The sequence below is a fragment of the Escherichia sp. KTE172 genome, assembly GCF_000408845.1.
Lineage (GTDB): Bacteria > Pseudomonadota > Gammaproteobacteria > Enterobacterales > Enterobacteriaceae > Escherichia > Escherichia coli.
Window position 1 is genome coordinate 2972431 of sequence record NZ_KE137316.1, and the last position, 24447, is coordinate 2996877.

The following is a 24447-nucleotide window of genomic DNA, read 5'->3' on the forward strand; positions in this document are numbered from 1 at the left end:
AATAGTCTTTCGCCATCGTGATGAATGTGAGTGAAAAGATGGAACATTTCGACGTGGCGATTATTGGCCTCGGCCCGGCAGGGTCGGCATTGGCGCGAAAGTTAGCCGGCAAAATGCAGGTGATCGCGCTGGATAAAAAGCACCAGCATGGTACTGAAGGTTTCAGCAAACCTTGTGGCGGTCTGCTGGCACCGGACGCGCAGCGATCTTTTATTCGCGATGGACTGACGCTTCCTGTCGATGTGATCGCCAACCCGCAGATTTTCAGCGTCAAAACCGTCGACGTCGCCGCATTGCTCACGCGTAACTACCAGCGAAGCTATATCAATATTAATCGCCATGCTTTCGACTTGTGGATGAAATCTCTGATCCCCGCCAGCGTTGAGGTTTATCACGACAGCCTGTGTCGAAAAATCTGGCGTGAGGATGATAAATGGCATGTCATTTTTCGTGCAGACGGTTGGGAGCAGCATATTTCTGCCCGCTATCTGGTCGGTGCCGATGGTGCCAACTCGATGGTGCGGCGACATCTCTACCCGAACCATCAAATTCGTAAATATGTCGCTATCCAGCAGTGGTTCGCAGAGAAGCATCCGGTGCCGTTCTACTCCTGCATCTTTGATAATGCGATAACTGACTGTTACTCATGGAGTATCAGCAAAGACGGTTATTTTATCTTTGGCGGTGCCTATCCCATGAAAGACGGTCAGACGCGTTTCACAGCACTGAAAGAGAAAATGAGCGCCTTTCAGTTCCAGTTTGGCGAAGCGGTGAAAAGTGAGAAATGTACCGTGTTGTTTCCCTCACGCTGGCAGGATTTTGTCTGCGGTAAGGACAATGCCTTTCTGATTGGTGAAGCGGCGGGATTTATCAGCGCCAGCTCGCTGGAGGGGATTAGCTATGCGCTGGATAGCGCAGAGATTCTGCGTTCGGTGTTACTGAAGCAGCCGGAGAAGAGTAACGCCGCCTACTGGCGCGCCACCCGCAAACTGCGTTTAAAACTCTTCGGTAAGATAGTAAAAAGCCGATGCCTGACCGCACCGGCTTTAAGAAAGTGGATTATGCGCAGTGGTGTGGCGCATATTCCACAGTTGAAAGATTATCCAACGCGTTTCACATCGCCCACCAGCAGGATGTAAGAGAGCGCGCCAATCAACGCGACGGCGGAGATATAAACCAGTGCCGGGGCGAAACCGTAACCCTGCGCCAGGTACCCCACCACCAGCGGAACGGTGATGCCGCCCAGACCACCGGCAAAGTTAAACACGCCGCCGGTTAAACCAATCAGGCGCATCGGTGCCAGAGAAGAGACCAGCGACCAGGTAATCGAAGCAAAACCGTTGCCGAAGAATGCCAGCGCCATCAGGCACATAATCATCATCGGGTCATTGGTGTAGTTAGCGCCCATAATGCAGGTGGAGATCAGCAAGCCGCAGATAATCGGCGTTTTACGCGCAAAGCCCAGTGAAAAGCCCTTACGTACCAGCAGATCCGCGACCCAGCCAGAGAGCAGGACGCCGACAAACGCCGCGAGGAATGGCACAGTGGTCATAAAGCCTGCTTTCAGCGCCGTGATTCCTTTTTCCTGGGTTAAATAGTTCGGGAACCAGGTTAAGAAAAACCACAGTGTAGAAGCCACCGCAAATTGCCCAAGATAAACGCCGATCAGTTTACGATGGAACACCAGCTTCCAGTCTTTGGCTGTTAACGGCTGACGTGCCTCTTTTTTCACCGGCGCATCACCATCCACCAGACCGCCGCCATCACGAATGTAATCCAGTTCAGCTTTGCTGATACCTTTAGTCAGGCGCGGCGGCTGATAAACCTTAAACCAAATCAGCGACCAGATAATGCCGATACCACCGGTGACAATGAACACCCAGTGCCAGCTCAACATTTCCTGAATCCAGATCAGCAGCGGAGTCAGAAACGCCAGACCGACAAACTGACCAGACGTATAAAAACCAACGGCGGAAGCGCGTTCATGTTCCGGGAACCAGCTGGTCACCATCCGGTTATTGGTCGGGAAAGCGGGCGCTTCGAAAATACCGGTTATCGCGCGCAGACCAATTAATGACATTAATCCCGTGGCAAAGCCCTGGAATAAAGTCGCCACTGACCAGCCAAATATCGCAATAAAATAAGTCACGCGTGAACCTACGCGATCTAAGAACCAACCGCCGGGGATCTGGCATAACGTATAAAGCCATGCGAAGGCCGAAAATACATAGCCCATTTCCGCTTTCGTAATGCCGAACTCTTCCTGAATATGAGCGGAAGCCACGGCCAGGTTAGCGCGGTCAACATAACAAATGACCACCGTAATAAAGATCATCACCAGCGTCAGATAACGCCGACGCCCCGGCTTTGCTGCATTAACGGGAATATCCATAGCGAGCTTTCTCCAGATTTTGGGCATAGCGAAGCCGCTCACCATGCCCTGTAATTTACAGAGGGTTATATTTTTGTATTACTGTTTTAGTGCCCGATGAGGGGCTTACGTGGCAGGAATTACCACTCTGCTACGCTGTTATCTTCATGACGCCAGAGCGGATTACGCCAGTCCGGGGCATTTTTACTGAACTCAATAACTTTAGCTTCGTCGATTTCCACGCCTAAGCCCGGTTTCGTTAGCGGTTTAAAGAAGCCGCCAACCATGCTGAAGTCTTCTTTGTTTTTCACAAAGTCGAGTAACTCCGCGCCTTTGTTGTAATGAATGCCCATACTTTGTTCCTGAAGTACGGCGTTATAGGAAACAAAGTCGATATGCAGACAAGCCGCCAGTGCAATCGGTCCGAGCGGACAGTGCGGCGCAAGTGTCACGTCATAGGCTTCTGCCATTCCGGCAATTTTGTAGCATTCGGTAATACCGCCTGCATGAGAGAGATCCGGTTGCAGAATCGAAATACCACCCGCCTCCAGCACACGTTTAAAATCGAAACGTGAGAACATGCGCTCACCCGCCGCCAGTGGAATATGCGTTTGTGCCGCCAGTTTCGGGTAGTATTCGGCTTGTTCCGCCAGCACCGGCTCTTCAATAAACAGCGGGCGATACGGCTCCAGTTCTTTAATCAGCACTTTCGCCATCGGCGCGCTGACGCGACCGTGGAAATCAAGACCAAACTCAATCTGATTGCCAAAAGCTTCACGAATTTGTGCCACGGTGTTGACTGCCGCATCTACCGCGCGGGAGTTATCAATTAGCCCCAGCTCTTCACAACCGTTCAGTTTGAAGGTATCGAAGCCGATTTCGCGCAGGGTTTTTATGCCGTCGATAACATCCGCCGGACGATCGCCGCCGACCCAACTGTAGGCTTTAATTTTGTCGCGAACCAGGCCGCCCATCAGTTGCCACACCGGCGCATTCAGCACTTTGCCTTTGATATCCCATAACGCCTGGTCGATCCCGGCGATGGCGCTCATCAGGATTGGACCGCCACGATAAAATCCGGCGCGATACATCACTTGCCATAAGTCATTGATGCGCGATGGATCCTGACCAATCAAATAGTCACCCAGCTCGTGAACTGCCGCTTCCACCGTACGGGCGCGGCCTTCAATCACGGGCTCGCCCCAGCCGACCACGCCTTCATCGGTTTCAATTTTCAGGAACATCCAGCGGGGAGGTAAACGATACGTGGTAATTTTGGTGATTTTCATTGCACTGCCTCTCGATACGCCTTAACAAATGCTGCTGCCTGCTGCGCGGTGCGTTCTATGGACTGCCCGGCGCGATAGAGATCGCTGCCTAAGCCTGCCCCTGCACAACCTGCGTCTATCCACTGCGCCAGGTTTTCTGGCGTCACGCCGCCAACGGCAAAGACTGCGATGTCCGGTGGTAATACCGCTTTTAACGCTTTGATGTATTGCGGACCAAAAGCCGATGACGGAAATATTTTCAGCGCCTGAGCGCCCGCGTCGAGCGCGGTAAAGGCTTCGGTCGCCGTCGCGCAGCCGGGGCAAACGGTCATGCCGTAGCCCACCGCACGGCGGATCACTTCACTATGGATATTGGGCGTAACGATGAGCTGGCAGCCCATCCTGGCGAGCACATCGACCTGTTCAGGTTTCAGTACCGTACCTGCGCCAATCAACGCCTTGTCGCCATACGCATCAACGATGGCGGGAATGCTCTGCTCCCATTGTGGGGAATTCAGCGGGATTTCAACCGCGTCGAACCCGGCGTCAATCACCGCGCCAACATGCGCCAGCGCCTCGTCGGGCGTAATGCCGCGCAAAATGGCGATCAGCGGGAGTTTAGTTTGCCACTGCATGAGCGATGCTCCTTATACCAGCCTGAAATGCCGTGTCGCCCGCCACCGTCGCCACGTCGCAACCCATCGCCTGAAAGGCTTGCTGGTAGCGCGCGGTCAGCGATGTTCCGGCGACAAGGGTGATGGCGTGTTGATGGGTCACATAGTCGCGCATACTGGCAACCTCTGCGCCAATCAACAAACCAGAGAGAAATTCACTGACCTGTTCGCGGGGAAGTGTTCCCAGCACATGCGAGGCGCGAACTTCAAAAAGCTGCGGCAATATGGCGGGAGCATTAAGGCCACGCTCAAGGCCAGCCGCGAAGGCATCGGCAGAGTTTTCCTGCGGCGGCAAACCTGCGCCAATCAATGAGTGATTTAACAGTAAATGATGTAATTCACCGGTCATCACGGTGCGAAAATCGTTGATTTGCTGGCTATCGGCCTGCACCCATTTGCAATGGGTTCCGGGCATAACATAAAGAGAGGAAGGAGCCAAAGTGCGCGCGCCGATCAATTGTGTTTCTTCGCCGCGCATCACATTATGGTTATCGTCATGAGAGACGCATAATCCGGGAATAATCCAGATATTGTCGCCAACAGACGTTAATTGTTCGCCAATAGACGAAAAACGGGCAGGAACGGATAAATACGGTGCAACTTTCCAGCCGACATTGCTGCCGACCATTCCTGCCATCACCACTGGCGTATTCTCTTCATGCCAGTCGGTCGTCACTTCTGCTAACACCGCAGCCGGAGATTTTCCGTTCAGGCGCGTGACGCCTGCTTCTGATTGCCTGCTGTCCAGGCAGTGGTCGCCCTGATAAAGCCAGGCGCGCAGATTGGTCGATCCCCAGTCAATTGCGATGTAGCGAGCTGTCATGTGATTTCCTTTAACCTTCGTGTCGAGCTGGCGATCATGGTAAGCGCCGCCTGCTCTGCCGCATCGCCGTCCTGATGCCGTATTGCATCGAACAGCGCCTTATGTTCCTGGAGCGTTTGCGGCATGTTGGCCTCATCGCCCATCCAGGTTCGTTCAAAAACCGCCCGCTGCAGCGAACTGATCGCAATGCTAAGTTGCTGTAACACCGGGTTATGCACCGACTGCAGCACCGCCTCGTGGTAGCGAATATCCGCTTCGTTAAACGCTTCGCGGTCCTGATTGTTGGCAATCATCTCGTTCAGCGCCGATTCAATCTGCGCCAGATCGCTGGAAGTCGCGCGTTCTGCCGCCCAACGGGCAATCGCCGGTTCCACCAGATTTCGCACTTCGCTCATGGCACTGATAAGCCGTGGGTCGTAGTCGTTTTCCAGCACCCATTGCAGTACGTCAGTGTCGAGGTAATTCCACTGGTTACGCGGTGCCACAAACGCGCCGCGATAACGTTTCATTTCAATCAGCCGCTTCGCCATCAGCGAGCGGAACACCTCACGGATGATGTTGCGCGAGGTTGCAAACTCCTCACAGAGTTCCGCCTCAGCCGGAAGCGGCGAGCCTGGCACGTATTTGCCGTGAACGATCTGTTTGCCCAGCGTAATGACGATGCGATCGGTTTTATTGAGAGTCATGGAGAGTCCTTGTGCTCTGTATGTTCTTCTCTACTTTACCCCGATCGATGCATAACGCGGCAACTTTGTAGTACCAGCGTGATGACGTTCGCGTTTGCTGTGTGTGTAATGTAGTACAAACTTATATTGTTGTACTACAATTTAGATCACAAAAAGAACAATGCATAAAAAAATGACATGCGTCGGGCAGAAATCTGAAAAGGGATGTCAGGCGCTAAACAGGAGGGAAAGAAGAGTATGCTTTCAACGGCTTAGCTACTCGTTTAAAGGATTAATCATGAAGTTGAATTTTAAGGGATTTTTTAAGGCTGCCGGTTTGTGTTCTTTGGCATTTGCGTTGACCGGATGTATCACCTGGGGATTGGTTTCCAATACTGCAAGCCGTCCACATGCCGAGCAATGGCGGTCAGACACGATTAAGGGTTTATCGCTGGCTGAAGACAGTAACGGTACGAAAGGCTATGTTTTTGTTGGTGAATCGTTGGACTATCTGTTGACCACCGGCGGCGGTGAGGTGGTTAAAATGCTGAACGATCCGGCAATTCATGGTGAAAGAATCACCGTTTCTGATAACGCGAAATTTATTTTAAGCAGCAGTAATAAGAAATTCTCTGGTGCTATTACGCTCTATTACGACTGGAACAACGAAGAAGATAAGGCACTGGCAACACAATATGGTTTTATTTGTGATACCCGGCGTTGTACATGGATGCTGGACGGTTTGAAAGGCTCAATCCACCAGAAAAATAAAAAAGCGGATTACTCAAACGTGATGGTTTTCCATCAACCCTTTACGGTGGGATTTTATGAATACAAAGCAACAGATGGCGTCCCGCGCGGCCTCGTTAATGCGCTGCTGCCAGTCACTCTTACGCTGGATATAGTAACGTCACCACTCCAGTTCCTGATTTTATGCACGACCAGAAATTGTTAATCGCTGCGGGCAAACGCATTCATGCCGTTTGCCCGTTCACTGATTAATTCAGCACATACTTCTCAATAGCAAATGCCACGCCATCTTCAAGGTTGGATTTGGTGACAAAGTTCGCCACTTCTTTCACCGAAGGAATAGCGTTATCCATCGCCACACCGACGCCTGCATATTCAATCATTGCGATGTCGTTTTCCTGATCGCCAATCGCCATGATTTCTTCCGGTTTAATACCTAACACGTCGGCCAGTGATTTCACACCCGTACCTTTGTTAACGCGTTTATCGAGGATTTCGAGGAAGTACGGCGCACTTTTCAGCACGGTGTATTTTTCTTTCACTTCCTGCGGAATACGCGCAATGGCCTGGTCGAGGATGGCGGGTTCATCAATCATCATCACTTTCAGGAACTGGGTATTGGGGTCCATTTTCTCCGCTTCGCAGAACACCAGTGGAATGGTGGCAACGAAGGATTCATGCACCGTGTAGTAGCTGATATCTCGGTTGGCGGTGTACAGCGTGGTGCGGTCCAGGGCGTGGAAATGAGAACCGACTTCGCGGGAGAGTTTTTCCAGGAAACGGTAGTCGTCATAGCTGAGAGCGGTTTGCGCCACAGTGCTACCATCGGCGGCCTTCTGTACCAGCGCGCCGTTATAAGTAATGCAGTAGTCGCCCGGCTGTTCCATATGCAGCTCTTTCAGGTAGTTGTGAACGCCTGCATAAGGGCGACCCGTCGTTAGCACGACATTCACGCCACGGGCGCGAGCTGCGGCAATCGCATTTTTAACGGCGGGTGAAATGGTGTGATCGGGCAGCAGAAGGGTGCCATCCATATCGATAGCAATGAGTTTGATAGCCATGAGTTCCCCAGGTAGATTGGTTCCTGACCCATGCTAACGCGATTCCGCTCAAAAATCAGTACAACACCCGAAGGAAAAGGGGGATGCAACGCGCGTTGCGTGCTCCCCTTTTGCTTAGCGGAAGAGTTTCCCTTTCAGCAGTTCCATACCTGCGGAAAGCAGATCGTTATTGGCTTGTGGTGACACTTCACCTTGCGGTGAGAGTGCATCAATAATCTTCGGCAATTGTTCTGCCAGTAAACTGGAAGCTGTACTGGTATCCACGCCAAGTTTTTGTCCAAGATCGGATACCGCGTTTGAGCCGAGTGCTGATTCCAGTTGCTCGCCGCTAACTGGTTGGTTGCCCTGTTGATTACTCAACCAGGTTGAGAGAATGGCACCTAAGCCGCCACTTTGCAGTTTTTCCAGCAGCACCTGAATGCCGCCCTGCTCCTCAACCCAACTTAAAATAGCCTGATATTTCCCCGCATCGCCTTTCAGAAAGGCACCGACAACTTCATCAAAAAGCCCCATGATAATCACCTGTAAAGCGTTACGTGTTGACTCAAAAAGTATAGATCTGCGGGATGATAATTGCGGATTGCAGAAATAAAAAGGGCGAAGATGATCTCCGCCCTTTTCTTATAGCTTCTTGCCGGATGCGGCGTTAACGTCTGATCCGGCCTACAAAATCATGCAAATTCAATATATTGCAGGAGTCTCGTAGGCCTGATAAGCGTAGCGCATCAGGCACGCTCGCATTGTTAACGTCATTAAATATCGATATTCGCCGCTTTCAGAGCGTTCTCTTCAATAAACGCACGGCGCGGTTCAACGGCGTCGCCCATCAGCGTGGTGAACAACTGGTCGGCAGCAATCGCATCTTTAACGGTAACGCGCAACATACGGCGGCTTTCCGGGTCCATAGTGGTTTCCCACAGCTGTTCCGGGTTCATCTCGCCCAGACCTTTATAACGCTGGATGGAGAGGCCGCGACGGGACTCTTTCACCAGCCAGTCCAGCGCCTGCTCGAAGCTGGCTACCGGCTGACGACGCTCGCCACGTTCGATAAACGCATCGTCTTCCAGCAAGCCGCGCAGTTTCTCGCCCAGCGTGCAGATACGACGATATTCGCCACCGGTGATAAACTCGTGATCCAGCGGATAGTCAGTATCCACACCGTGGGTACGCACGCGAACAATCGGTTCGAACAGGTTTTGTTCGGCATTGGTGTGGACATCAAACTTCCACTGGCTGCCGTGCTGTTCTTTGTCGTTCAGTTCGCTGACCAGTGCGTTCACCCAGCGGGTAACGGTCTGTTCATCAGAGAGGTCAGCTTCCGTCAGCGTCGGCTGATAGATAAGCTCTTTCAGCATAGCTTTCGGATAACGACGCTCCATGCGGTTGATCATTTTCTGCGTCGCGTTGTACTCAGACACCAGTTTCTCTAACGCTTCGCCAGCCAATGCCGGTGCGCTGGCGTTGGTGTGCAGCGTTGCGCCGTCCAGCGCGATAGAGATCTGGTACTGATCCATCGCTTCGTCGTCTTTAATGTACTGTTCCTGCTTGCCTTTCTTCACTTTGTACAGTGGCGGCTGAGCGATATAGACGTGACCGCGTTCAACGATTTCCGGCATCTGACGATAGAAGAAGGTCAACAGCAGCGTACGAATGTGCGAGCCGTCAACGTCCGCATCGGTCATGATGATGATGCTGTGATAACGCAGTTTGTCCGGGTTGTACTCGTCACGACCGATACCGCAGCCAAGCGCGGTGATAAGCGTCGCCACTTCCTGGGAAGAGAGCATCTTATCGAAGCGCGCTTTCTCGACGTTGAGGATTTTACCCTTCAGCGGCAGAATCGCCTGGTTCTTGCGGTTACGCCCCTGCTTCGCAGAGCCGCCCGCGGAGTCCCCTTCCACAAGGTACAGTTCGGAAAGCGCCGGATCGCGTTCCTGGCAGTCTGCCAATTTGCCCGGCAGGCCCGCTAAGTCGAGCGCACCTTTACGGCGGGTCATTTCACGCGCGCGACGCGCCGCTTCACGGGCACGGGCAGCATCGATAATTTTGCCAACCACGATTTTCGCGTCAGTTGGGTTTTCCAGCAGGTATTCCGCCAGCAGTTCGTTCATCTGCTGTTCAACCGCCGATTTCACCTCAGAAGAAACCAGTTTGTCTTTGGTCTGGGAGGAGAATTTCGGGTCCGGCACTTTCACGGAAACGACCGCAATCAGGCCTTCACGCGCATCGTCACCGGTGGCGCTGACTTTGGCTTTTTTGCTGTAGCCTTCTTTGTCCATGTAGGCGTTCAGGGTACGGGTCATTGCCGCACGGAAGCCTGCCAGGTGAGTACCGCCGTCACGCTGTGGAATGTTGTTGGTAAAGCAGTAGATGTTTTCCTGGAAGCCATCGTTCCACTGCAACGCCACTTCGACGCCGATACCATCTTTTTCGGTGGAGAAGTAGAAGATATTCGGGTGGATCGGCGTTTTGTTCTTGTTCAGATATTCAACGAACGCCTTGATGCCGCCTTCATAGTGGAAGTGGTCTTCTTTACCGTCGCGCTTGTCGCGCAGACGAATGGAAACGCCGGAGTTGAGGAACGACAACTCACGCAGACGTTTCGCCAGAATTTCATATTCGAACTCGGTCACATTGGTGAAGGTTTCGAGGCTTGGCCAGAAACGCACCATGGTGCCGGTTTTTTCAGTCTCGCCGGTAACCGCCAGCGGAGCCTGCGGTACACCGTGTTCGTAGATCTGACGGTGAATTTTACCCTCGCGCTGGATAACCAGCTCCAGTTTTTGCGACAGGGCGTTTACTACCGAAACACCAACGCCGTGCAGACCGCCGGACACTTTATAGGAGTTATCGTCAAATTTACCGCCTGCGTGCAGAACGGTCATGATCACTTCCGCCGCCGATACGCCCTCTTCCGGGTGAATACCGGTCGGAATGCCGCGCCCGTCATCCTGTACAGAGACAGAGTTGTCGGCGTGAATGGTGACGATAATTTCTTTACAGTGACCCGCGAGCGCTTCGTCGATAGCGTTATCTACCACCTCGAATACCATGTGGTGCAGACCGGTGCCGTCATCCGTGTCGCCGATATACATACCCGGGCGCTTACGCACCGCATCCAGCCCTTTCAGGACTTTGATACTGGAGGAGTCATAAGAATTCGACATCAACGTTTCTCGCTCATTTATACTTGGGTTAATCCGTTATTTTACCCTTTTCCACGGTAAACATCTTCGAATTTTCGTCCGACATGTCTATAACGTGTTCAGCACTGATCGCGCTGACAAAGACCTGTGATTGCGTCGCTTTTAAGCGGCTGGCAAGCAACCCGCGACGCTCATCATCAAGCTCAGAGGCAAAATCATCTATCAGGTAGAGACACCGCCGCCCGCTTTCACGGGTGAGGAACTCTCCTTGCGCCAGACGTAAGGCGCACATCAACAGCTTAAGCTGCCCACGCGATAAGGTATCTTCCACCGGCGCACCGTCGGCGCGAATGCGTAAGTCCGCTTTATGCGGGCCATGCGCGGTGTAGGTTAGCTGGCGATCGCGTTCAAAATTACGTTCCAGCACCTCAGCATATTCTGTCTCTTTCTCCCAGCCGCGCTGGAAAGAGAAAGTCAGAGAAAACTCAGGGAGAAATTGCTTACAGGTATCAGCCATATCGGCCGCGATACCGGCGCTATACTCCGCGCGCCAGGTACTGATTTGCTCCGCCAGCGGGATCAGTTCTTTATCCCACGGGCGTAGCTGTTCGTAACGTGTCACCTGGCGCAGCGCCGCATTGCGCTGCTTGAGCAATCGCTTGAGATTGCTCCAGGCGGTGAAAAATCCGGGTTCGTTGTGAAAGCATCCCCAGTCGAGGAATGCTCTTCTGTATTTGGGGCCGCCGTTGAGTAAAGTAAACCCTTCAGGCGTTATCAGTTGCATCGGCATCAGGTGCGCCAGCTCCGCGACTTTATGCCCGTCAGTACCGTCGATGCGGACTTTGCTGTCGCCCTGTTTGTCTTTGGTTAAGCCAATCGCCGTCTCGCGCTCTTCGCCCTGTAATCGCCCGTGGAGAACAAACGCCTCCTGCTCGTGGCGAATGACGCGACCAATCTGCAAACTGCGAAACGCCCGACCATGGCCGAGCGTATAGATGGCTTCCAGCACGCTGGTTTTGCCACTACCGTTGGCACCTACCAGAAAGTTAAAGCCGGGAGATAAAGCGAGATCCGCGGTTTCGATATTGCGGAAATCGCGGATCAACAAGCGGGTGAGGGACATTACAGTCTCATTGGCATGACAACATAGGCAGCCGACTGTGATGCGGCATCTTCAATCTGCACGCTGGAAACCGAATCGGTCAGCATCATGCGCACGTTTTCACATTTCAGCGCGTTCAGAACATCCAGCACATAGCTGACGTTGAAGCCGATTTCCATCTCCGCACCGCTATAGGTAACGTCGAGGATCTCTTCCGCTTCTTCCTGTTCCGGGTTGTTGGCGGTGATTTTCAGCTGGTTTTCGCTGACATACAGACGTACGCCGCGGAATTTCTCGTTAGAGAGAATTGCCGCGCGAGCAAACGCCTGCTTGAGGAGATCGCAACCTGCTTCCAGATGTTTGTCCGGGTTTTTCGGCAGAACGCGACGGTAATCCGGGAAGCGACCATCCACCAGTTTCGAGGTGAAGATAAAGTCGCCAACGTGGGCGCGAATGTTGTTGCTGCCAATCTGCACGCGCAGCGGATTGTCGCCGCCGTCGAGCATACGCATCAGTTCAATCACGCCTTTACGCGGCACGATCACCGAATGGCTTGGCAAAGATTGACCAATTGGCATTGAACAGACTGCCAGACGGTGGCCGTCGGTCGCCACGGTGCGCAGTTCTTCACCTTCGGTTTCAAACAGCATACCGTTTAAGTAATAGCGAACGTCCTGATGCGCCATAGAAAACTGGGTCGCTTCAATCAGACGCTTCATCGTCGCCTGCGGCAGGGTAAATTCGACTTCGCTCTGCCAGTCATCGAGATTCGGGAAATCCGCCGCTGGCAGGGTAGACAGCGAAAAACGGCTACGCCCGGAGCGCACCAGCATCCGCTCACCTTCCAGCTGCACGGCAATTTCCGCGCCTTCAGGCAGACCACGGCAGATATCAAAGAATTTGCGCGCTGGAACGGTCGTCGCCCCTGGTTCGTGCGGCTGAACCAGCGCAACGCGTGCCACCATTTCCATCTCGAGATCAGTACCGGTCAGCGACAACGTACCGTCAGCAACCTGTAACAGCAGATTACCGAGAATCGGTAGCGTAGGACGACCACCTAACGGACCGCTCACCTGTTGTAGCGGTTTTAATAAATGCTCACGTTCTACGGTAAATTTCATAGGTTTACGATGACAATGTTCTGATTAAATTGGAAAAATCTTCTTTGATATCGTGGCTCTCTTCACGCAGCTGCTCGATCTTACGGCAGGCATGAAGCACCGTCGTGTGGTCACGACCACCAAACGCATCGCCAATCTCCGGCAGACTGTGGTTAGTCAGCTCTTTCGCCAGCGCCATCGCCATCTGGCGCGGACGCGCCACCGAGCGGGATCGACGCTTGGAAAGGAGATCCGCGACTTTGATCTTGTAGTACTCCGCCACCGTCTTCTGAATATTGTCGATGGTGACCAGTTTTTCCTGCAATGCCAGCAAGTCGCGCAGCGCCTCACGCACGAAGTCGATGGTGATCGCCCGTCCGGTAAAGTTGGCGTTAGCAATAACGCGGTTCAGCGCGCCTTCCAGCTCACGTACGTTAGATCGTAGACGCTTGGCGATAAAGAACGCCACTTCGCCCGGCAAACGAATGTCGTTTTCGTCGGCCTTTTTCATCAGGATCGCCACGCGGGTTTCCAGCTCTGGCGGTTCGATCGCCACAGTCAGCCCCCAGCCGAAGCGGGATTTCAAACGATCCTCAACGCCGTTGATCTCTTTCGGATAGCGATCCGAGGTGAGAATGATCTGTTGATTACCTTCCAGCAGGGCGTTGAAGGTGTGGAAAAACTCTTCCTGAGATCGTTCTTTATTAGCAAAAAACTGAATATCGTCGATCAGCAGTGCATCTACGGAACGGTAGTAGCGTTTAAACTCTTCGATCGCGTTGTTTTGCAGGGCTTTAACCATGTCCTGAACAAAGCGCTCGGAGTGCATATAAACCACTTTGGCATTCGGCTTGCGCGCCATAATGCCGTTACCCACCGCATGCAGCAGGTGAGTTTTACCCAGACCCGTGCCGCCATAAAGGAACAACGGGTTATAGGCACCGCCAGGGTTATCTGCCACCTGGCGAGCCGCCGCGCGCGCCAGTTGGTTAGATTTACCTTCAACGAAGTTATCAAACGTGTGTTTGACGTTTACGTTAGAACGATAGGTCGGTTCTGCCGGGGCCGGGACGTTATCCCAACCTGAGCGCGTAGAAGGCGCAGCACGTTGCGGCTGCGTTTGCGCCACCTGTGCAGGGGCCGCGACGTTGCTCGTCACTGCCGCTTGTGGCGTTTGCGTCACCGGTTTGGTGCCGACTTCAAAACGCAGCTGTGGGGCATCCGCTCCGCAGAAACTGGTTAGCAGTCCATTGATATTATTAAGGTACTTGTCCCGTACCCAATCGAGGACAAAACGGTTTGGCGCGTACAGGGCCAGCGTGTTATCGCTCAGTTCCGCCTGCAATGGGCGTATCCACATACTGAATTCTGTGGCTGGTAACTCATCCTGCAATCGGGCAAGACACTGCTGCCAAAGCGAAAGTGACACGGCGGACTCCACTCGAACAAAAGTCGATAATGACTAAGGCTGAAACATTCATGATTGTTGACGTACGTCGAAAAGACCCTGCATGAGGGTGACGCACGAACCGCTGTCTGCGGTTATATGCCCGATCAAGATCCTGCAAAACGATCGGGACCGCGGATCATAGCCTAAACTGCGCAAGAGATCTTCTGTTTCTCACAGATTTTCCCGATTTATCCACAGGACTTTCCAGAACTCGCTAAGTGTAAACGATCCTGCCGCAGGGCGGGCACGATTTACGCCGCATATTGGAAAATTTAATGACCATAGACAAAAATTGGCTTAATCGATCTAATAAAGATCCAGGACGATCCTTGCGCTTTACCCGTCAGCCCGTATAATCCTCCACCCGGCGCGCCATGCTGGTTTTCACTGGTGTGAGGCCGTACGTTTTCCCTGCGAAAAGGTGCGGAAAAGCGCGGTAAATAAGGAAAGAGAATTGACTCCGGAGTGTACAATTATTACAATCCGGCCTCTTTAATCACCCATGGCTTCGGTGTCCATCGTTTCATTTTTCGGCGGATATCCAATAAAGCCATTGAATTTATTCAAGTTTAGGTAGAAATCGCCATGAAACGCACTTTTCAACCGTCTGTACTGAAGCGCAACCGTTCTCACGGCTTCCGTGCTCGTATGGCTACTAAAAATGGTCGTCAGGTTCTGGCACGTCGTCGTGCTAAAGGCCGCGCTCGTCTGACCGTTTCTAAGTAATAAAGCTAACCCCTGAGTGGTTAAGCTCGCATTTCCCAGGGAGTTACGCTTGTTAACTCCCAGTCAATTCACATTCGTCTTCCAGCAGCCACAACGGGCTGGCACGCCGCAAATTACCATTCTCGGCCGCCTGAATTCGCTGGGGCATCCCCGTATCGGTCTTACAGTCGCCAAGAAAAACGTTCGACGCGCCCATGAACGCAATCGGATTAAACGTCTGACGCGTGAAAGCTTCCGTCTGCGCCAACATGAACTCCCGGCTATGGATTTCGTGGTGGTGGCGAAAAAAGGGGTTGCCGACCTCGATAACCGTGCTCTCTCGGAAGCGTTGGAAAAATTATGGCGCCGCCACTGTCGCCTGGCTCGCGGGTCCTGATAGCCCTCATTCGGGTCTATCAACGCCTGATTAGTCCGCTACTCGGGCCGCATTGTCGTTTCACTCCAACCTGTTCAAGCTACGGAATTGAGGCATTGCGCAGGTTTGGAGTGATAAAAGGCAGTTGGTTGACGGTGAAACGCGTATTAAAATGCCACCCTTTACACCCTGGTGGTGACGATCCCGTCCCGCCCGGACCATTTGATACCAGAGAACACTAACGATGGATTCGCAACGCAATCTTTTAGTCATCGCTTTGCTGTTCGTGTCTTTCATGATCTGGCAAGCCTGGGAGCAGGATAAAAACCCGCAACCTCAGGCCCAACAGACCACGCAGACAACGACCACCGCAGCGGGTAGCGCCGCCGACCAGGGCGTACCGGCCAGTGGCCAGGGGAAACTGATCTCGGTTAAGACCGACGTGCTTGATCTGACCATCAACACCCGTGGTGGTGATGTTGAGCAAGCTCTGCTGCCTGCTTACCCGAAAGAGCTGAACTCTACCCAGCCGTTCCAGCTGCTGGAAACTTCACCGCAGTTTATTTATCAGGCACAGAGCGGTCTGACCGGTCGTGATGGCCCGGATAACCCGGCTAACGGCCCGCGTCCGCTGTATAACGTTGAAAAGGACGCTTATGTGCTGGCTGAAGGTCAAAACGAACTGCAGGTGCCGATGACGTATACCGACGCGGCAGGCAACACGTTTACCAAAACGTTTGTCCTGAAACGTGGTGATTACGCTGTCAACGTCAACTACAACGTGCAGAACGCTGGCGAGAAACCGCTGGAGATCTCCACCTTTGGTCAGTTGAAGCAATCCATCACTCTGCCACCGCATCTCGATACCGGAAGCAGCAACTTCGCACTGCACACCTTCCGCGGCGCGGCGTATTCCACGCCTGACGAGAAGTACGAGAAATACAAGTTCGATACCATTGCCGATAACGAAAACCTGAACATCTCTTCGAAAGGTGGTTGGGTGGCAATGCTGCAACAGTATTTCGCGACGGCGTGGATCCCGCATAACGACGGTACCAATAACTTCTATACCGCTAATCTGGGTAACGGCATCGCCGCTATCGGCTACAAGTCTCAGCCGGTACTGGTTCAGCCTGGTCAGACTGGCGCGATGAACAGCACCCTGTGGGTTGGCCCGGAAATCCAGGACAAAATGGCAGCTGTTGCTCCGCACCTGGATCTGACCGTTGATTACGGTTGGTTGTGGTTCATCTCTCAGCCGCTGTTCAAACTGCTGAAATGGATCCATAGCTTTGTGGGTAACTGGGGCTTCTCCATTATCATCATCACCTTTATCGTTCGTGGCATCATGTACCCGCTGACCAAAGCGCAGTACACCTCCATGGCGAAGATGCGTATGCTGCAGCCGAAGATTCAGGCAATGCGTGAGCGTCTGGGCGATGACAAACAGCGTATCAGTCAGGAAATGATGGCGCTGTACAAAGCTGAGAAGGTTAACCCGCTGGGCGGCTGCTTCCCACTGCTGATCCAGATGCCAATCTTCCTGGCGTTGTACTACATGCTGATGGGTTCCGTTGAACTGCGTCAGGCACCGTTTGCACTGTGGATCCACGACCTGTCTGCACAGGACCCGTACTACATCCTGCCGATCCTGATGGGCGTAACGATGTTCTTCATTCAGAAGATGTCGCCGACCACCGTGACCGACCCGATGCAGCAGAAGATCATGACCTTTATGCCGGTCATCTTCACCGTGTTCTTCCTGTGGTTCCCGTCAGGTCTGGTGCTGTACTATATCGTCAGCAACCTGGTAACCATTATTCAGCAGCAGCTGATTTACCGTGGTCTGGAAAAACGTGGCCTGCATAGCCGCGAGAAGAAAAAATCCTGATTCGGTGAGTTTTCGCTAAAATAAGGGCGGTCAGTTGACCGCCTTTTTTCTTTTCGTAGGGCGGATAAGCACCGCGCATCCGCCACACAAAGCAACAGGAACATCATGAGCGATAATGACACTATCGTAGCCCAGGCCACGCCTCCGGGACGTGGCGGCGTTGGCATCCTGCGCATCTCCGGCCTCAAAGCCCGTGAAGTTGCCGAAACCGTGCTGGGTAAACTGCCTAAGCCGCGCTACGCCGATTATCTTCCGTTTAAAGACGCCGACGGCAGCGTGCTCGATCAGGGGATTGCGCTATGGTTCCCTGGCCCGAACTCGTTCACCGGCGAAGATGTGCTTGAACTGCAGGGTCATGGCGGTCCGGTGATCCTCGACCTGCTGTTAAAACGCATTCTGACCATTCCCGACCTGCGGATTGCCCGCCCTGGTGAGTTTTCCGAACGCGCGTTTCTTAACGATAAACTCGACTTAGCCCAGGCCGAGGCGATTGCGGATCTTATCGACGCCAGTTCGGAACAGGCGGCCCGTTCGGCACTTAACTCGCTGCAAGGCGCATTCTCCGCACGGGTCAACCATCTGGTGGAAGCCCTCACCCACTTGCGCATTTACGTCGAAGCGGCAATTGATTTCCCTGATGAAGAGATCGATTTCCTCTCCGACGGCAAAATTGAAGCCCAGCTCAATGACGTGATTGCCGATCTTGATGCAGTGCGTGCTGAAGCACGTCAGGGTAGTTTGTTGCGCGAAGGGATGAAGGTGGTGATTGCCGGACGTCCTAACGCCGGTAAATCGAGCCTGTTAAACGCGCTGGCGGGCCGTGAAGCGGCAATCGTAACCGATATCGCCGGAACCACGCGTGACGTGCTGCGTGAGCATATCCACATTGACGGAATGCCGCTGCATATCATCGATACCGCCGGGCTACGTGAAGCCAGTGACGAAGTGGAACGTATTGGTATCGAGCGCGCGTGGCAGGAAATTGAACAGGCCGACCGCGTGCTGTTTATGGTCGATGGCACCACGACAGACGCCGTTGATCCGGCAGAGATCTGGCCGGAATTTATCGCCCGTCTGCCCGCCAAACTGCCGATCACCGTGGTACGCAATAAAGCCGATATAACCGGCGAAACGCTGGGAATGAGTGAAGTGAACGGCCATGCGTTGATTCGTCTCTCGGCAAGGACTGGCGAAGGCGTGGACGTGCTGCGTAACCATCTCAAACAGAGCATGGGCTTTGACACCAATATGGAAGGCGGCTTCCTGGCGCGCCGTCGCCACTTACAGGCGCTGGAACAAGCGGCGGAACATCTACAACAGGGCAAAGCGCAACTGTTGGGAGCATGGGCGGGCGAACTGCTGGCGGAAGAGTTGCGCCTGGCGCAGCAGAACTTAAGCGAAATCACCGGGGAATTTACTTCAGACGACCTGCTTGGGCGGATTTTCTCCAGCTTCTGTATTGGTAAGTAACTGCGCTTACGAAGCCGTATTCTGACTGTCAGATGCGGCTTCGCTTCATTGTTAGCACTCCTGTTATGCCTCACCCCTTTTTTAAACATTAAAATTCTTACGTAATTTATAATCTTAAAAAAAAACATTTAATATTGCTCCCCGAACGATTGTGATTCGATTCACATTTAAACAATTTCAGAATAGACAAAAATTCTGAGTGTAATAATGTAGCCTCGTGTCTTTCGAGGATAAGTGCATTATGAATATCTTACATATATGTGTGACCTCAAAATGGTTCAATATTGACAATAAGATTGTCGATCATCGCCCTTGATTTGCCCTTCTGTAGCCATCACCAGAGCCAAACCGATTAGATTCAATGTGATCTATTTGTTTGCTATATCTTAATTTTGCCTTTTGCAAAGGCCATCTCTCGTTTATTTACTTGTTTTAGTAAATGATGGTACTTACATATATATCTGGCGAATTAATCGGTATAGCAGATGTAATATTCACAGGGATCACTGTAATTAAAATAAATGAAGGATTATGTAATGGAAAACTTTAAACATCTCCCTGAACCGTTCCGGATTCGTGTTATTGAGCCAGTAAAACGTACCACTCGCGCTTATCGTGAAGAGGCAATTATTAAATCCGGTATGAACCCGTTCCTGCTGGATAGCGAAGATGTGTTTATCGATTTACTGACCGACAGCGGCACCGGGGCGGTGACGCAGAGCATGCAGGCCGCGATGATGCGCGGCGACGAAGCTTACAGCGGCAGCCGCAGCTACTATGCGTTAGCCGAGTCAGTAAAAAATATCTTTGGTTATCAATACACTATTCCGACTCACCAGGGCCGTGGTGCAGAACAAATCTATATTCCGGTACTGATTAAAAAACGCGAGCAGGAAAAAGGCCTGGATCGCAGCAAAATGGTGGCGTTCTCAAACTATTTCTTTGATACCACGCAGGGCCATAGCCAGATTAACGGCTGTACCGTGCGTAACGTCTATATCAAAGAAGCCTTCGATACGGGCGTGCGTTACGACTTTAAAGGCAACTTTGACCTCGAAGGATTAGAGCGCGGCATTGAAGAAGTTGGCCCGAATAACGTGCCGTATATCGTTGCAACCATCACCAGTAACTCCGCAGGCGGTCAGCCGGTTTCACTGGCAAACTTAAAAGCGATGTACAGCATCGCGAAGAAATACGATATTCCGGTGGTAATGGACTCCGCACGCTTTGCTGAAAACGCCTATTTCATCAAGCAGCGTGAAGCAGAATATAAAGACTGGACCATCGAGCAGATCACCCGCGAAACCTACAAATATGCCGATATGCTGGCGATGTCCGCCAAGAAAGATGCGATGGTGCCGATGGGCGGCTTGCTGTGCATGAAAGACGACAGCTTCTTTGATGTGTACACCGAATGCAGAACCCTTTGTGTGGTGCAGGAAGGCTTCCCGACATATGGTGGTCTGGAAGGCGGCGCGATGGAGCGTCTGGCGGTAGGTCTGTATGACGGCATGAATCTGGACTGGCTGGCTTATCGTATCGCGCAGGTGCAGTATCTGGTCGATGGTCTGGAAGAGATTGGCGTTGTCTGCCAGCAGGCGGGCGGTCACGCGGCATTCGTTGATGCCGGTAAACTGCTGCCGCATATCCCGGCAGACCAGTTCCCGGCACAGGCGCTGGCCTGCGAGCTGTATAAAGTCGCCGGTATCCGTGCGGTAGAAATTGGCTCTTTCCTGTTAGGCCGCGATCCGAAAACCGGTAAACAACTGCCATGCCCGGCTGAACTGCTGCGTTTAACCATTCCGCGTGCAACATATACTCAAACACATATGGACTTCATTATTGAAGCCTTTAAACATGTGAAAGAGAACGCGGCGAATATTAAAGGGTTAACCTTTACCTACGAACCGAAAGTATTGCGTCACTTCACCGCAAAACTGAAAGAAGTTTAATTAATACTACAGAGTGGCTATAAGGATGTTAGCCACTCTCTTACCCTACATCCTCAATAACAAAAATAGCCTTCCTCTAAAGGTGGCATCATGACTGATCAAGCTGAAAAAAAACACTCTGCATTTTGGGGTGTTATGGTTATAGCAGGTACAGTAATTGGTGGAGGTATGTTTGCTTTACCTGTTGATCTTGCCGGTGCCTGGTTTTTCTGGGGTGCCTTTATCCTTATCATTGCCTGGTTTTCAATGCTTCATTCCGGGTTGTTGTTATTAGAAGCAAATTTAAATTATCCCGTCGGCTCCAGTTTTAACACCATCACCAAAGATTTAATCGGTAACACCTGGAACATTATCAGCGGTATTACCGTTGCCTTCGTTCTCTATATCCTCACTTATGCCTATATCTCTGCTAATGGTGCGATCATTAGTGAAACGATATCAATGAATTTGGGTTATCACGCTAATCCACGTATTGTCGGGATCTGCACAGCCATTTTCGTTGCCAGCGTATTGTGGATAAGCTCGTTAGCCGCCAGTCGTATTACCTCGTTGTTCCTCGGGTTGAAGATTATCTCCTTTGTGATCGTGTTTGGTTCTTTCTTCTTCCAGGTCGATTATTCCATTCTGCGCGATGCCACCAGCACCACTGCGGGAACGTCTTACTCCCCGTATATCTTTATGGCTTTGCCGGTGTGTCTGGCGTCATTTGGTTTCCACGGCAATATTCCCAGCCTGATTATTTGCTATGGCAAACGCAAAGATAAGTTAATCAAAAGCGTGGTATTTGGTTCGCTGCTGGCGCTGGTGATTTATCTCTTCTGGCTCTATTGCACGATGGGGAATATCCCGCGAGAAAGCTTTAAGGCGATAATCTCCTCAGGCGGCAACGTTGATTCGCTGGTCAAATCGTTCCTCGGCACCAAACAGCACGGCATTATCGAGTTTTGCCTGCTGGTGTTCTCCAACTTAGCTGTTGCCAGTTCCTTCTTTGGTGTCACGCTGGGGTTGTTCGATTATCTGGCGGATCTGTTTAAGATTGATAACTCCCACGGCGGGCGTTTCAAAACCGTGCTGTTAACCTTCCTGCCACCTGCGTTGTTGTATCTGATCTTCCCGAACGGCTTCATTTACGGGATCGGCGGTGCCGGACTGTGTGCCACCATCTGGGCGGTCATTATCCCCGCGGTGCTGGCAATCAAAGCTCGCAAGAAGTTTCCCAATCAGATGTTCACGGTCTGGGGCGGCAATCTTATTCCGGCGATTGTCATTCTCTTTGGTATAACCGTAATTTTATGCTGGTTCGGTAACGTCTTTAACGTGTTACCTAAATTTGGCTGATCCCTTCAAGAAGCCAGCCATTTCGCTGGCTTATTGCCTGTCAGGAAATCACTTATGTCCAAATGGCAACTCGCCTGATTCTCCTTCACCACGTATGCTTTGCGTCACCTTACTATCAGGACGCTTTAGCCCATGTCCCGCTTTTTGATTTGTAGTTTTGCCCTGGTTTTACTTTATCCCGCCGGGATTGATATGTACCTCGTTGGTTTACCGCGCATCGCCGCCGATCTCAATGCCAGCGAAGCGCAGTTGCATATTGCGTTCTCCGTTTATCTGGCGGGCATGGCAGCTGCGATGTTATTTGCCGGTAAAGTGGCCGATCGTTCAGGGAGAAAGCCTGTCGCCATACCCGGCGCGGCGCTATTTATTATCGCCTCGGTGTTCTGTTCACTGGCTGAAACCAGCACGTTATTTCTTGCAGGGCGCTTTCTACAGGGGCTGGGCGCGGGCTGTTGTTACGTGGTTGCGTTCGCCATTTTACGCGACACACTGGATGATCGACGTCGGGCTAAAGTGCTGTCGTTACTCAACGGCATTACCTGCATCATTCCGGTGTTAGCGCCAGTGCTCGGACACCTGATTATGCTTAAATTCCCGTGGCAGAGTCTGTTCTGGACGATGGCAACGATGGGCATCGCGGTACTGATGTTGTCTTTGTTTATTTTAAAAGAAACGCGCCCTGCGGCCCCCACAAATTCGGACAAACCACGAGAAAATAGCGAGTCGCTGCTTAACCGGTTTTTCCTCAGCCGTGTTGTTATCACCACCCTCAGCGTTTCGGTGATCCTCACCTTCGTCAACACGTCGCCGGTATTGCTGATGGAAATCATGGGTTTTGAGCGCGGAGAATACGCCACCATTATGGCGTTGACCGCTGGCGTCAGCATGACCGTTTCATTCTCCACGCCATTTGCGCTGGGAATTTTTAAGCCACGTACGTTGATGATCACCTCGCAGGTATTATTCCTGGCGGCGGGCATCACCCTTGCCGTTTCACCTTCCCATGCGGTTTCTCTGTTTGGTATCACGCTGATTTGCGCCGGTTTCTCGGTAGGTTTTGGCGTAGCGATGAGTCAGGCGTTAGGGCCGTTTTCATTACGCGCGGGCGTAGCCAGCTCGACCTTAGGTATTGCGCAGGTTTGCGGTTCGTCACTGTGGATTTGGCTGGCAGCGGTGGTTGGTATCGGCGCATGGAATATGCTGATCGGGATTCTGATTGCCTGTAGCATAGTGAGCCTGTTGCTGATTATGTTCGTCGCGCCTGGACGCCCGGTTGCCGCTCATGAAGAAATCCATCACCACGCTTGATCTCAATCTGCTGCTCTGTCTGCAACTGCTGATGCAGGAGCGCAGCGTGACCAAAGCGGCGAAGCGGATGAACGTGACCCCTTCGGCGGTGAGTAAGTCGCTGGCAAAGTTAAGAGCGTGGTTTGACGACCCGCTCTTTGTGAACTCACCGCTGGGGCTGTCGCCCACACCGCTAATGGTCAGCATGGAGCAAAATCTGGCGGAGTGGATGCAAATGAGCAACCTGCTGCTGGATAAACCGCATCACCAAACACCGCGCGGCCTGAAGTTTGAGCTGGCGGCGGAATCGCCGCTGATGATGATCATGCTTAATGCGCTGTCGAAACGGATCTACCAACGTTACCCGCAGGCGACCATCAAATTACGTAACTGGGATTACGATTCCTTAGATGCCATTACTCGTGGTGAAGTGGATATTGGTTTTTCCGGTCGCGAAAGTCATCCCCGTTCGCGGGAGCTGTTAAGCTCGCTACCGTTAGCCATTGATTATGAAGTGCTGTTTAGTGATGTGCCCTGCGTCTGGTTACGCAAAGATCATCCGGCACTGCATGAAACGTGGAATCTGGACACCTTTTTACGTTATCCGCATATCAGCATTTGCTGGGAACAGAGCGATACCTGGGCGCTGGACAATGTGTTACAGGAGCTGGGGCGCGAACGTACGATTGCAATGAGCCTGCCGGAATTCGAGCAGTCACTGTTTATGGCAGCACAGCCCGACAATCTGCTACTGGCGACCGCACCGCGCTACTGTCAGTACTACAATCAACTCCACCAACTGCCGTTGGTTGCTCTTCCTCTCCCGTTTGACGAAAGCCAGCAAAAAAAGCTGGAAGTCCCTTTTACCCTGCTGTGGCATAAACGGAACAGCCATAATCCGAAGATCGTCTGGTTACGGGAAACCATTAAACATCTTTACGCGTCGATGGCATAACCGAATCGTATGAAACGCGACCCAATTTCACAATAAAATGTAAAAAAGTTGTAATAAGCTTGT

General features: G+C 52.2%; 24 protein-coding genes. 13 read left to right on the plus strand and 11 right to left on the minus strand.

Annotated elements, in window-relative coordinates:
* Window positions 1–38: 38 nt before the first annotated feature.
* Window positions 39–1139 (plus strand): colicin M resistance lipid reductase CbrA, encoded by a 1101-nt coding sequence (cbrA, locus tag G434_RS09765; RefSeq protein WP_001377132.1) that lies wholly within the window; start codon window positions 39–41, stop codon window positions 1137–1139.
* Here the strand turns inward: cbrA and G434_RS09760 are convergent.
* The 5 genes from G434_RS09760 to dgoR form a co-directional block, all read right to left on the minus strand.
* Entirely contained in the window at window positions 1100–2437 is a 1338-nt protein-coding gene (locus G434_RS09760; protein ID WP_000253455.1) for an MFS transporter, read from the minus strand. The genes cbrA and G434_RS09760 overlap by 40 nt on opposite strands.
* Before the next feature lie 74 nt (window positions 2438–2511).
* On the minus strand, window positions 2512–3660 hold the full coding sequence (dgoD, locus tag G434_RS09755; protein ID WP_000705001.1) for a galactonate dehydratase: 1149 nt from the start codon (window positions 3658–3660) through the stop codon (window positions 2512–2514).
* Window positions 3657–4274 carry a 2-dehydro-3-deoxy-6-phosphogalactonate aldolase gene (dgoA, locus tag G434_RS09750; RefSeq protein WP_001198726.1) on the minus strand — a complete coding sequence of 206 codons (618 nt, stop codon included), beginning with the start codon at window positions 4272–4274 and terminating at the stop codon, window positions 3657–3659. The genes dgoD and dgoA overlap by 4 nt, the downstream gene beginning before the upstream one ends.
* Window positions 4258–5136: a 2-dehydro-3-deoxygalactonokinase gene (dgoK, locus tag G434_RS09745; protein ID WP_000127048.1), complete on the minus strand. Its 879-nt coding sequence runs from the start codon at window positions 5134–5136 to the stop codon at window positions 4258–4260. Before dgoK ends, dgoA begins: the two co-directional genes overlap by 17 nt.
* A complete protein-coding gene (gene dgoR / locus G434_RS09740; RefSeq protein ID WP_000174305.1) occupies window positions 5133–5822 on the minus strand; it encodes a D-galactonate utilization transcriptional regulator DgoR in 690 nt (229 codons plus the stop codon). The genes dgoK and dgoR overlap by 4 nt, the downstream gene beginning before the upstream one ends.
* Window positions 5823–6099: 277 nt before the next feature.
* Between dgoR and G434_RS09735 the strand changes: the two genes are divergently transcribed.
* Window positions 6100–6756 (plus strand): YidX family protein, encoded by a 657-nt coding sequence (locus G434_RS09735; protein WP_000772928.1) that lies wholly within the window; start codon window positions 6100–6102, stop codon window positions 6754–6756.
* A 43-nt stretch (window positions 6757–6799) separates the two neighbouring features.
* Here G434_RS09735 and yidA read toward each other — a convergent pair whose 3' ends face one another.
* The 6 genes from yidA to dnaA all read right to left on the minus strand — a co-directional run bounded on the left by yidA (window position 6800) and on the right by dnaA (window position 14389).
* Complete coding sequence (gene yidA / locus G434_RS09730) at window positions 6800–7612, minus strand: sugar-phosphatase (RefSeq protein WP_000985549.1); 813 nt, start codon at window positions 7610–7612, stop codon at window positions 6800–6802.
* Between the two features lie 114 nt (window positions 7613–7726).
* A complete protein-coding gene (locus tag G434_RS09725; protein ID WP_000522196.1) occupies window positions 7727–8125 on the minus strand; it encodes a YidB family protein in 399 nt (132 codons plus the stop codon).
* Window positions 8126–8364: 239 nt separating this feature from the next.
* A complete protein-coding gene (gyrB, locus tag G434_RS09720) occupies window positions 8365–10779 on the minus strand; it encodes a DNA topoisomerase (ATP-hydrolyzing) subunit B (RefSeq protein WP_000072065.1) in 2415 nt (804 codons plus the stop codon).
* Window positions 10780–10807: 28 nt separating this feature from the next.
* Window positions 10808–11881 carry a DNA replication/repair protein RecF gene (gene recF, locus G434_RS09715; RefSeq protein WP_000060112.1) on the minus strand — a complete coding sequence of 358 codons (1074 nt, stop codon included), beginning with the start codon at window positions 11879–11881 and terminating at the stop codon, window positions 10808–10810.
* Complete coding sequence (gene dnaN, locus G434_RS09710) at window positions 11881–12981, minus strand: DNA polymerase III subunit beta (protein WP_000673464.1); 1101 nt, start codon at window positions 12979–12981, stop codon at window positions 11881–11883. Before dnaN ends, recF begins: the two co-directional genes overlap by 1 nt.
* A gap of 4 nt (window positions 12982–12985) precedes the next feature.
* Window positions 12986–14389: a chromosomal replication initiator protein DnaA gene (gene dnaA, locus G434_RS09705; RefSeq protein ID WP_000059111.1), complete on the minus strand. Its 1404-nt coding sequence runs from the start codon at window positions 14387–14389 to the stop codon at window positions 12986–12988.
* 296 nt (window positions 14390–14685) lie between these two features.
* Here dnaA and G434_RS29905 point away from each other — a divergent pair, with 296 nt between their 5' ends.
* From G434_RS29905 to yidZ, 11 genes are all read left to right on the plus strand, one after another.
* Window positions 14686–14766, plus strand: coding sequence for a hypothetical protein (locus tag G434_RS29905; RefSeq protein ID WP_122134670.1), 81 nt, complete (start codon window positions 14686–14688; stop codon window positions 14764–14766).
* Between the two features lie 229 nt (window positions 14767–14995).
* On the plus strand, window positions 14996–15136 hold the full coding sequence (gene rpmH / locus G434_RS09700; RefSeq protein ID WP_000831330.1) for a 50S ribosomal protein L34: 141 nt from the start codon (window positions 14996–14998) through the stop codon (window positions 15134–15136).
* A 16-nt stretch (window positions 15137–15152) separates the two neighbouring features.
* Window positions 15153–15512: a ribonuclease P protein component gene (gene rnpA, locus G434_RS09695; RefSeq protein WP_000239730.1), complete on the plus strand. Its 360-nt coding sequence runs from the start codon at window positions 15153–15155 to the stop codon at window positions 15510–15512.
* Window positions 15476–15733, plus strand: coding sequence for a membrane protein insertion efficiency factor YidD (yidD, locus tag G434_RS0125610; RefSeq protein ID WP_001307474.1), 258 nt, complete (start codon window positions 15476–15478; stop codon window positions 15731–15733). The genes rnpA and yidD overlap by 37 nt, the downstream gene beginning before the upstream one ends.
* 2 nt (window positions 15734–15735) lie before the next feature.
* The gene (yidC, locus tag G434_RS09690; protein WP_000378258.1) at window positions 15736–17382 is read left to right on the plus strand and encodes a membrane protein insertase YidC; all 1647 of its coding nucleotides are present in this window, start codon (window positions 15736–15738) and stop codon (window positions 17380–17382) included.
* 105 nt (window positions 17383–17487) lie between these two features.
* Window positions 17488–18852: a tRNA uridine-5-carboxymethylaminomethyl(34) synthesis GTPase MnmE gene (mnmE, locus tag G434_RS09685; protein WP_001282357.1), complete on the plus strand. Its 1365-nt coding sequence runs from the start codon at window positions 17488–17490 to the stop codon at window positions 18850–18852.
* A gap of 241 nt (window positions 18853–19093) precedes the next feature.
* Window positions 19094–19168, plus strand: a complete 75-nt coding sequence (tnaC, locus tag G434_RS0125615) for a tryptophanase leader peptide (protein ID WP_001364348.1) — start codon at window positions 19094–19096, stop codon at window positions 19166–19168.
* Between the two features lie 220 nt (window positions 19169–19388).
* On the plus strand, window positions 19389–20804 hold the full coding sequence (tnaA, locus tag G434_RS09680; protein WP_001295247.1) for a tryptophanase: 1416 nt from the start codon (window positions 19389–19391) through the stop codon (window positions 20802–20804).
* Window positions 20805–20894: 90 nt separating this feature from the next.
* Entirely contained in the window at window positions 20895–22142 is a 1248-nt protein-coding gene (gene tnaB / locus G434_RS09675; RefSeq protein WP_000131919.1) for a low affinity tryptophan permease TnaB, read from the plus strand.
* 132 nt (window positions 22143–22274) lie between these two features.
* On the plus strand, window positions 22275–23450 hold the full coding sequence (gene mdtL / locus G434_RS09670; RefSeq protein ID WP_000086009.1) for a multidrug efflux MFS transporter MdtL: 1176 nt from the start codon (window positions 22275–22277) through the stop codon (window positions 23448–23450).
* Window positions 23425–24384: an HTH-type transcriptional regulator YidZ gene (gene yidZ / locus G434_RS09665; RefSeq protein ID WP_001309861.1), complete on the plus strand. Its 960-nt coding sequence runs from the start codon at window positions 23425–23427 to the stop codon at window positions 24382–24384. The genes mdtL and yidZ overlap by 26 nt, the downstream gene beginning before the upstream one ends.
* The last annotated feature ends 63 nt before the right edge of the window (window positions 24385–24447 follow it).

What these genes read in the sequence shown, in the direction of transcription:
- cbrA (WP_001377132.1), top strand. Translation starts at nt 39, where the DNA reads ATGGAACATTTCGACGTGGCGATTATTGGCCTCGGCCCGGCAGGGTCG.
- G434_RS09760 (WP_000253455.1), bottom strand. Translation starts at nt 2,437, where the DNA reads ATGGTGAGCGGCTTCGCTATGCCCAAAATCTGGAGAAAGCTCGCTATG.
- dgoD (WP_000705001.1), bottom strand. Translation starts at nt 3,660, where the DNA reads ATGAAAATCACCAAAATTACCACGTATCGTTTACCTCCCCGCTGGATG.
- dgoA (WP_001198726.1), bottom strand. Translation starts at nt 4,274, where the DNA reads ATGCAGTGGCAAACTAAACTCCCGCTGATCGCCATTTTGCGCGGCATT.
- dgoK (WP_000127048.1), bottom strand. Translation starts at nt 5,136, where the DNA reads ATGACAGCTCGCTACATCGCAATTGACTGGGGATCGACCAATCTGCGC.
- dgoR (WP_000174305.1), bottom strand. Translation starts at nt 5,822, where the DNA reads ATGACTCTCAATAAAACCGATCGCATCGTCATTACGCTGGGCAAACAG.
- G434_RS09735 (WP_000772928.1), top strand. Translation starts at nt 6,100, where the DNA reads ATGAAGTTGAATTTTAAGGGATTTTTTAAGGCTGCCGGTTTGTGTTCT.
- yidA (WP_000985549.1), bottom strand. Translation starts at nt 7,612, where the DNA reads ATGGCTATCAAACTCATTGCTATCGATATGGATGGCACCCTTCTGCTG.
- G434_RS09725 (WP_000522196.1), bottom strand. Translation starts at nt 8,125, where the DNA reads ATGGGGCTTTTTGATGAAGTTGTCGGTGCCTTTCTGAAAGGCGATGCG.
- gyrB (WP_000072065.1), bottom strand. Translation starts at nt 10,779, where the DNA reads ATGTCGAATTCTTATGACTCCTCCAGTATCAAAGTCCTGAAAGGGCTG.
- recF (WP_000060112.1), bottom strand. Translation starts at nt 11,881, where the DNA reads ATGTCCCTCACCCGCTTGTTGATCCGCGATTTCCGCAATATCGAAACC.
- dnaN (WP_000673464.1), bottom strand. Translation starts at nt 12,981, where the DNA reads ATGAAATTTACCGTAGAACGTGAGCATTTATTAAAACCGCTACAACAG.
- G434_RS29905 (WP_122134670.1), top strand. Translation starts at nt 14,686, where the DNA reads ATGACCATAGACAAAAATTGGCTTAATCGATCTAATAAAGATCCAGGA.
- rpmH (WP_000831330.1), top strand. Translation starts at nt 14,996, where the DNA reads ATGAAACGCACTTTTCAACCGTCTGTACTGAAGCGCAACCGTTCTCAC.
- yidD (WP_001307474.1), top strand. Translation starts at nt 15,476, where the DNA reads ATGGCGCCGCCACTGTCGCCTGGCTCGCGGGTCCTGATAGCCCTCATT.
- yidC (WP_000378258.1), top strand. Translation starts at nt 15,736, where the DNA reads ATGGATTCGCAACGCAATCTTTTAGTCATCGCTTTGCTGTTCGTGTCT.
- mnmE (WP_001282357.1), top strand. Translation starts at nt 17,488, where the DNA reads ATGAGCGATAATGACACTATCGTAGCCCAGGCCACGCCTCCGGGACGT.
- tnaA (WP_001295247.1), top strand. Translation starts at nt 19,389, where the DNA reads ATGGAAAACTTTAAACATCTCCCTGAACCGTTCCGGATTCGTGTTATT.
- tnaB (WP_000131919.1), top strand. Translation starts at nt 20,895, where the DNA reads ATGACTGATCAAGCTGAAAAAAAACACTCTGCATTTTGGGGTGTTATG.
- mdtL (WP_000086009.1), top strand. Translation starts at nt 22,275, where the DNA reads ATGTCCCGCTTTTTGATTTGTAGTTTTGCCCTGGTTTTACTTTATCCC.
- yidZ (WP_001309861.1), top strand. Translation starts at nt 23,425, where the DNA reads ATGAAGAAATCCATCACCACGCTTGATCTCAATCTGCTGCTCTGTCTG.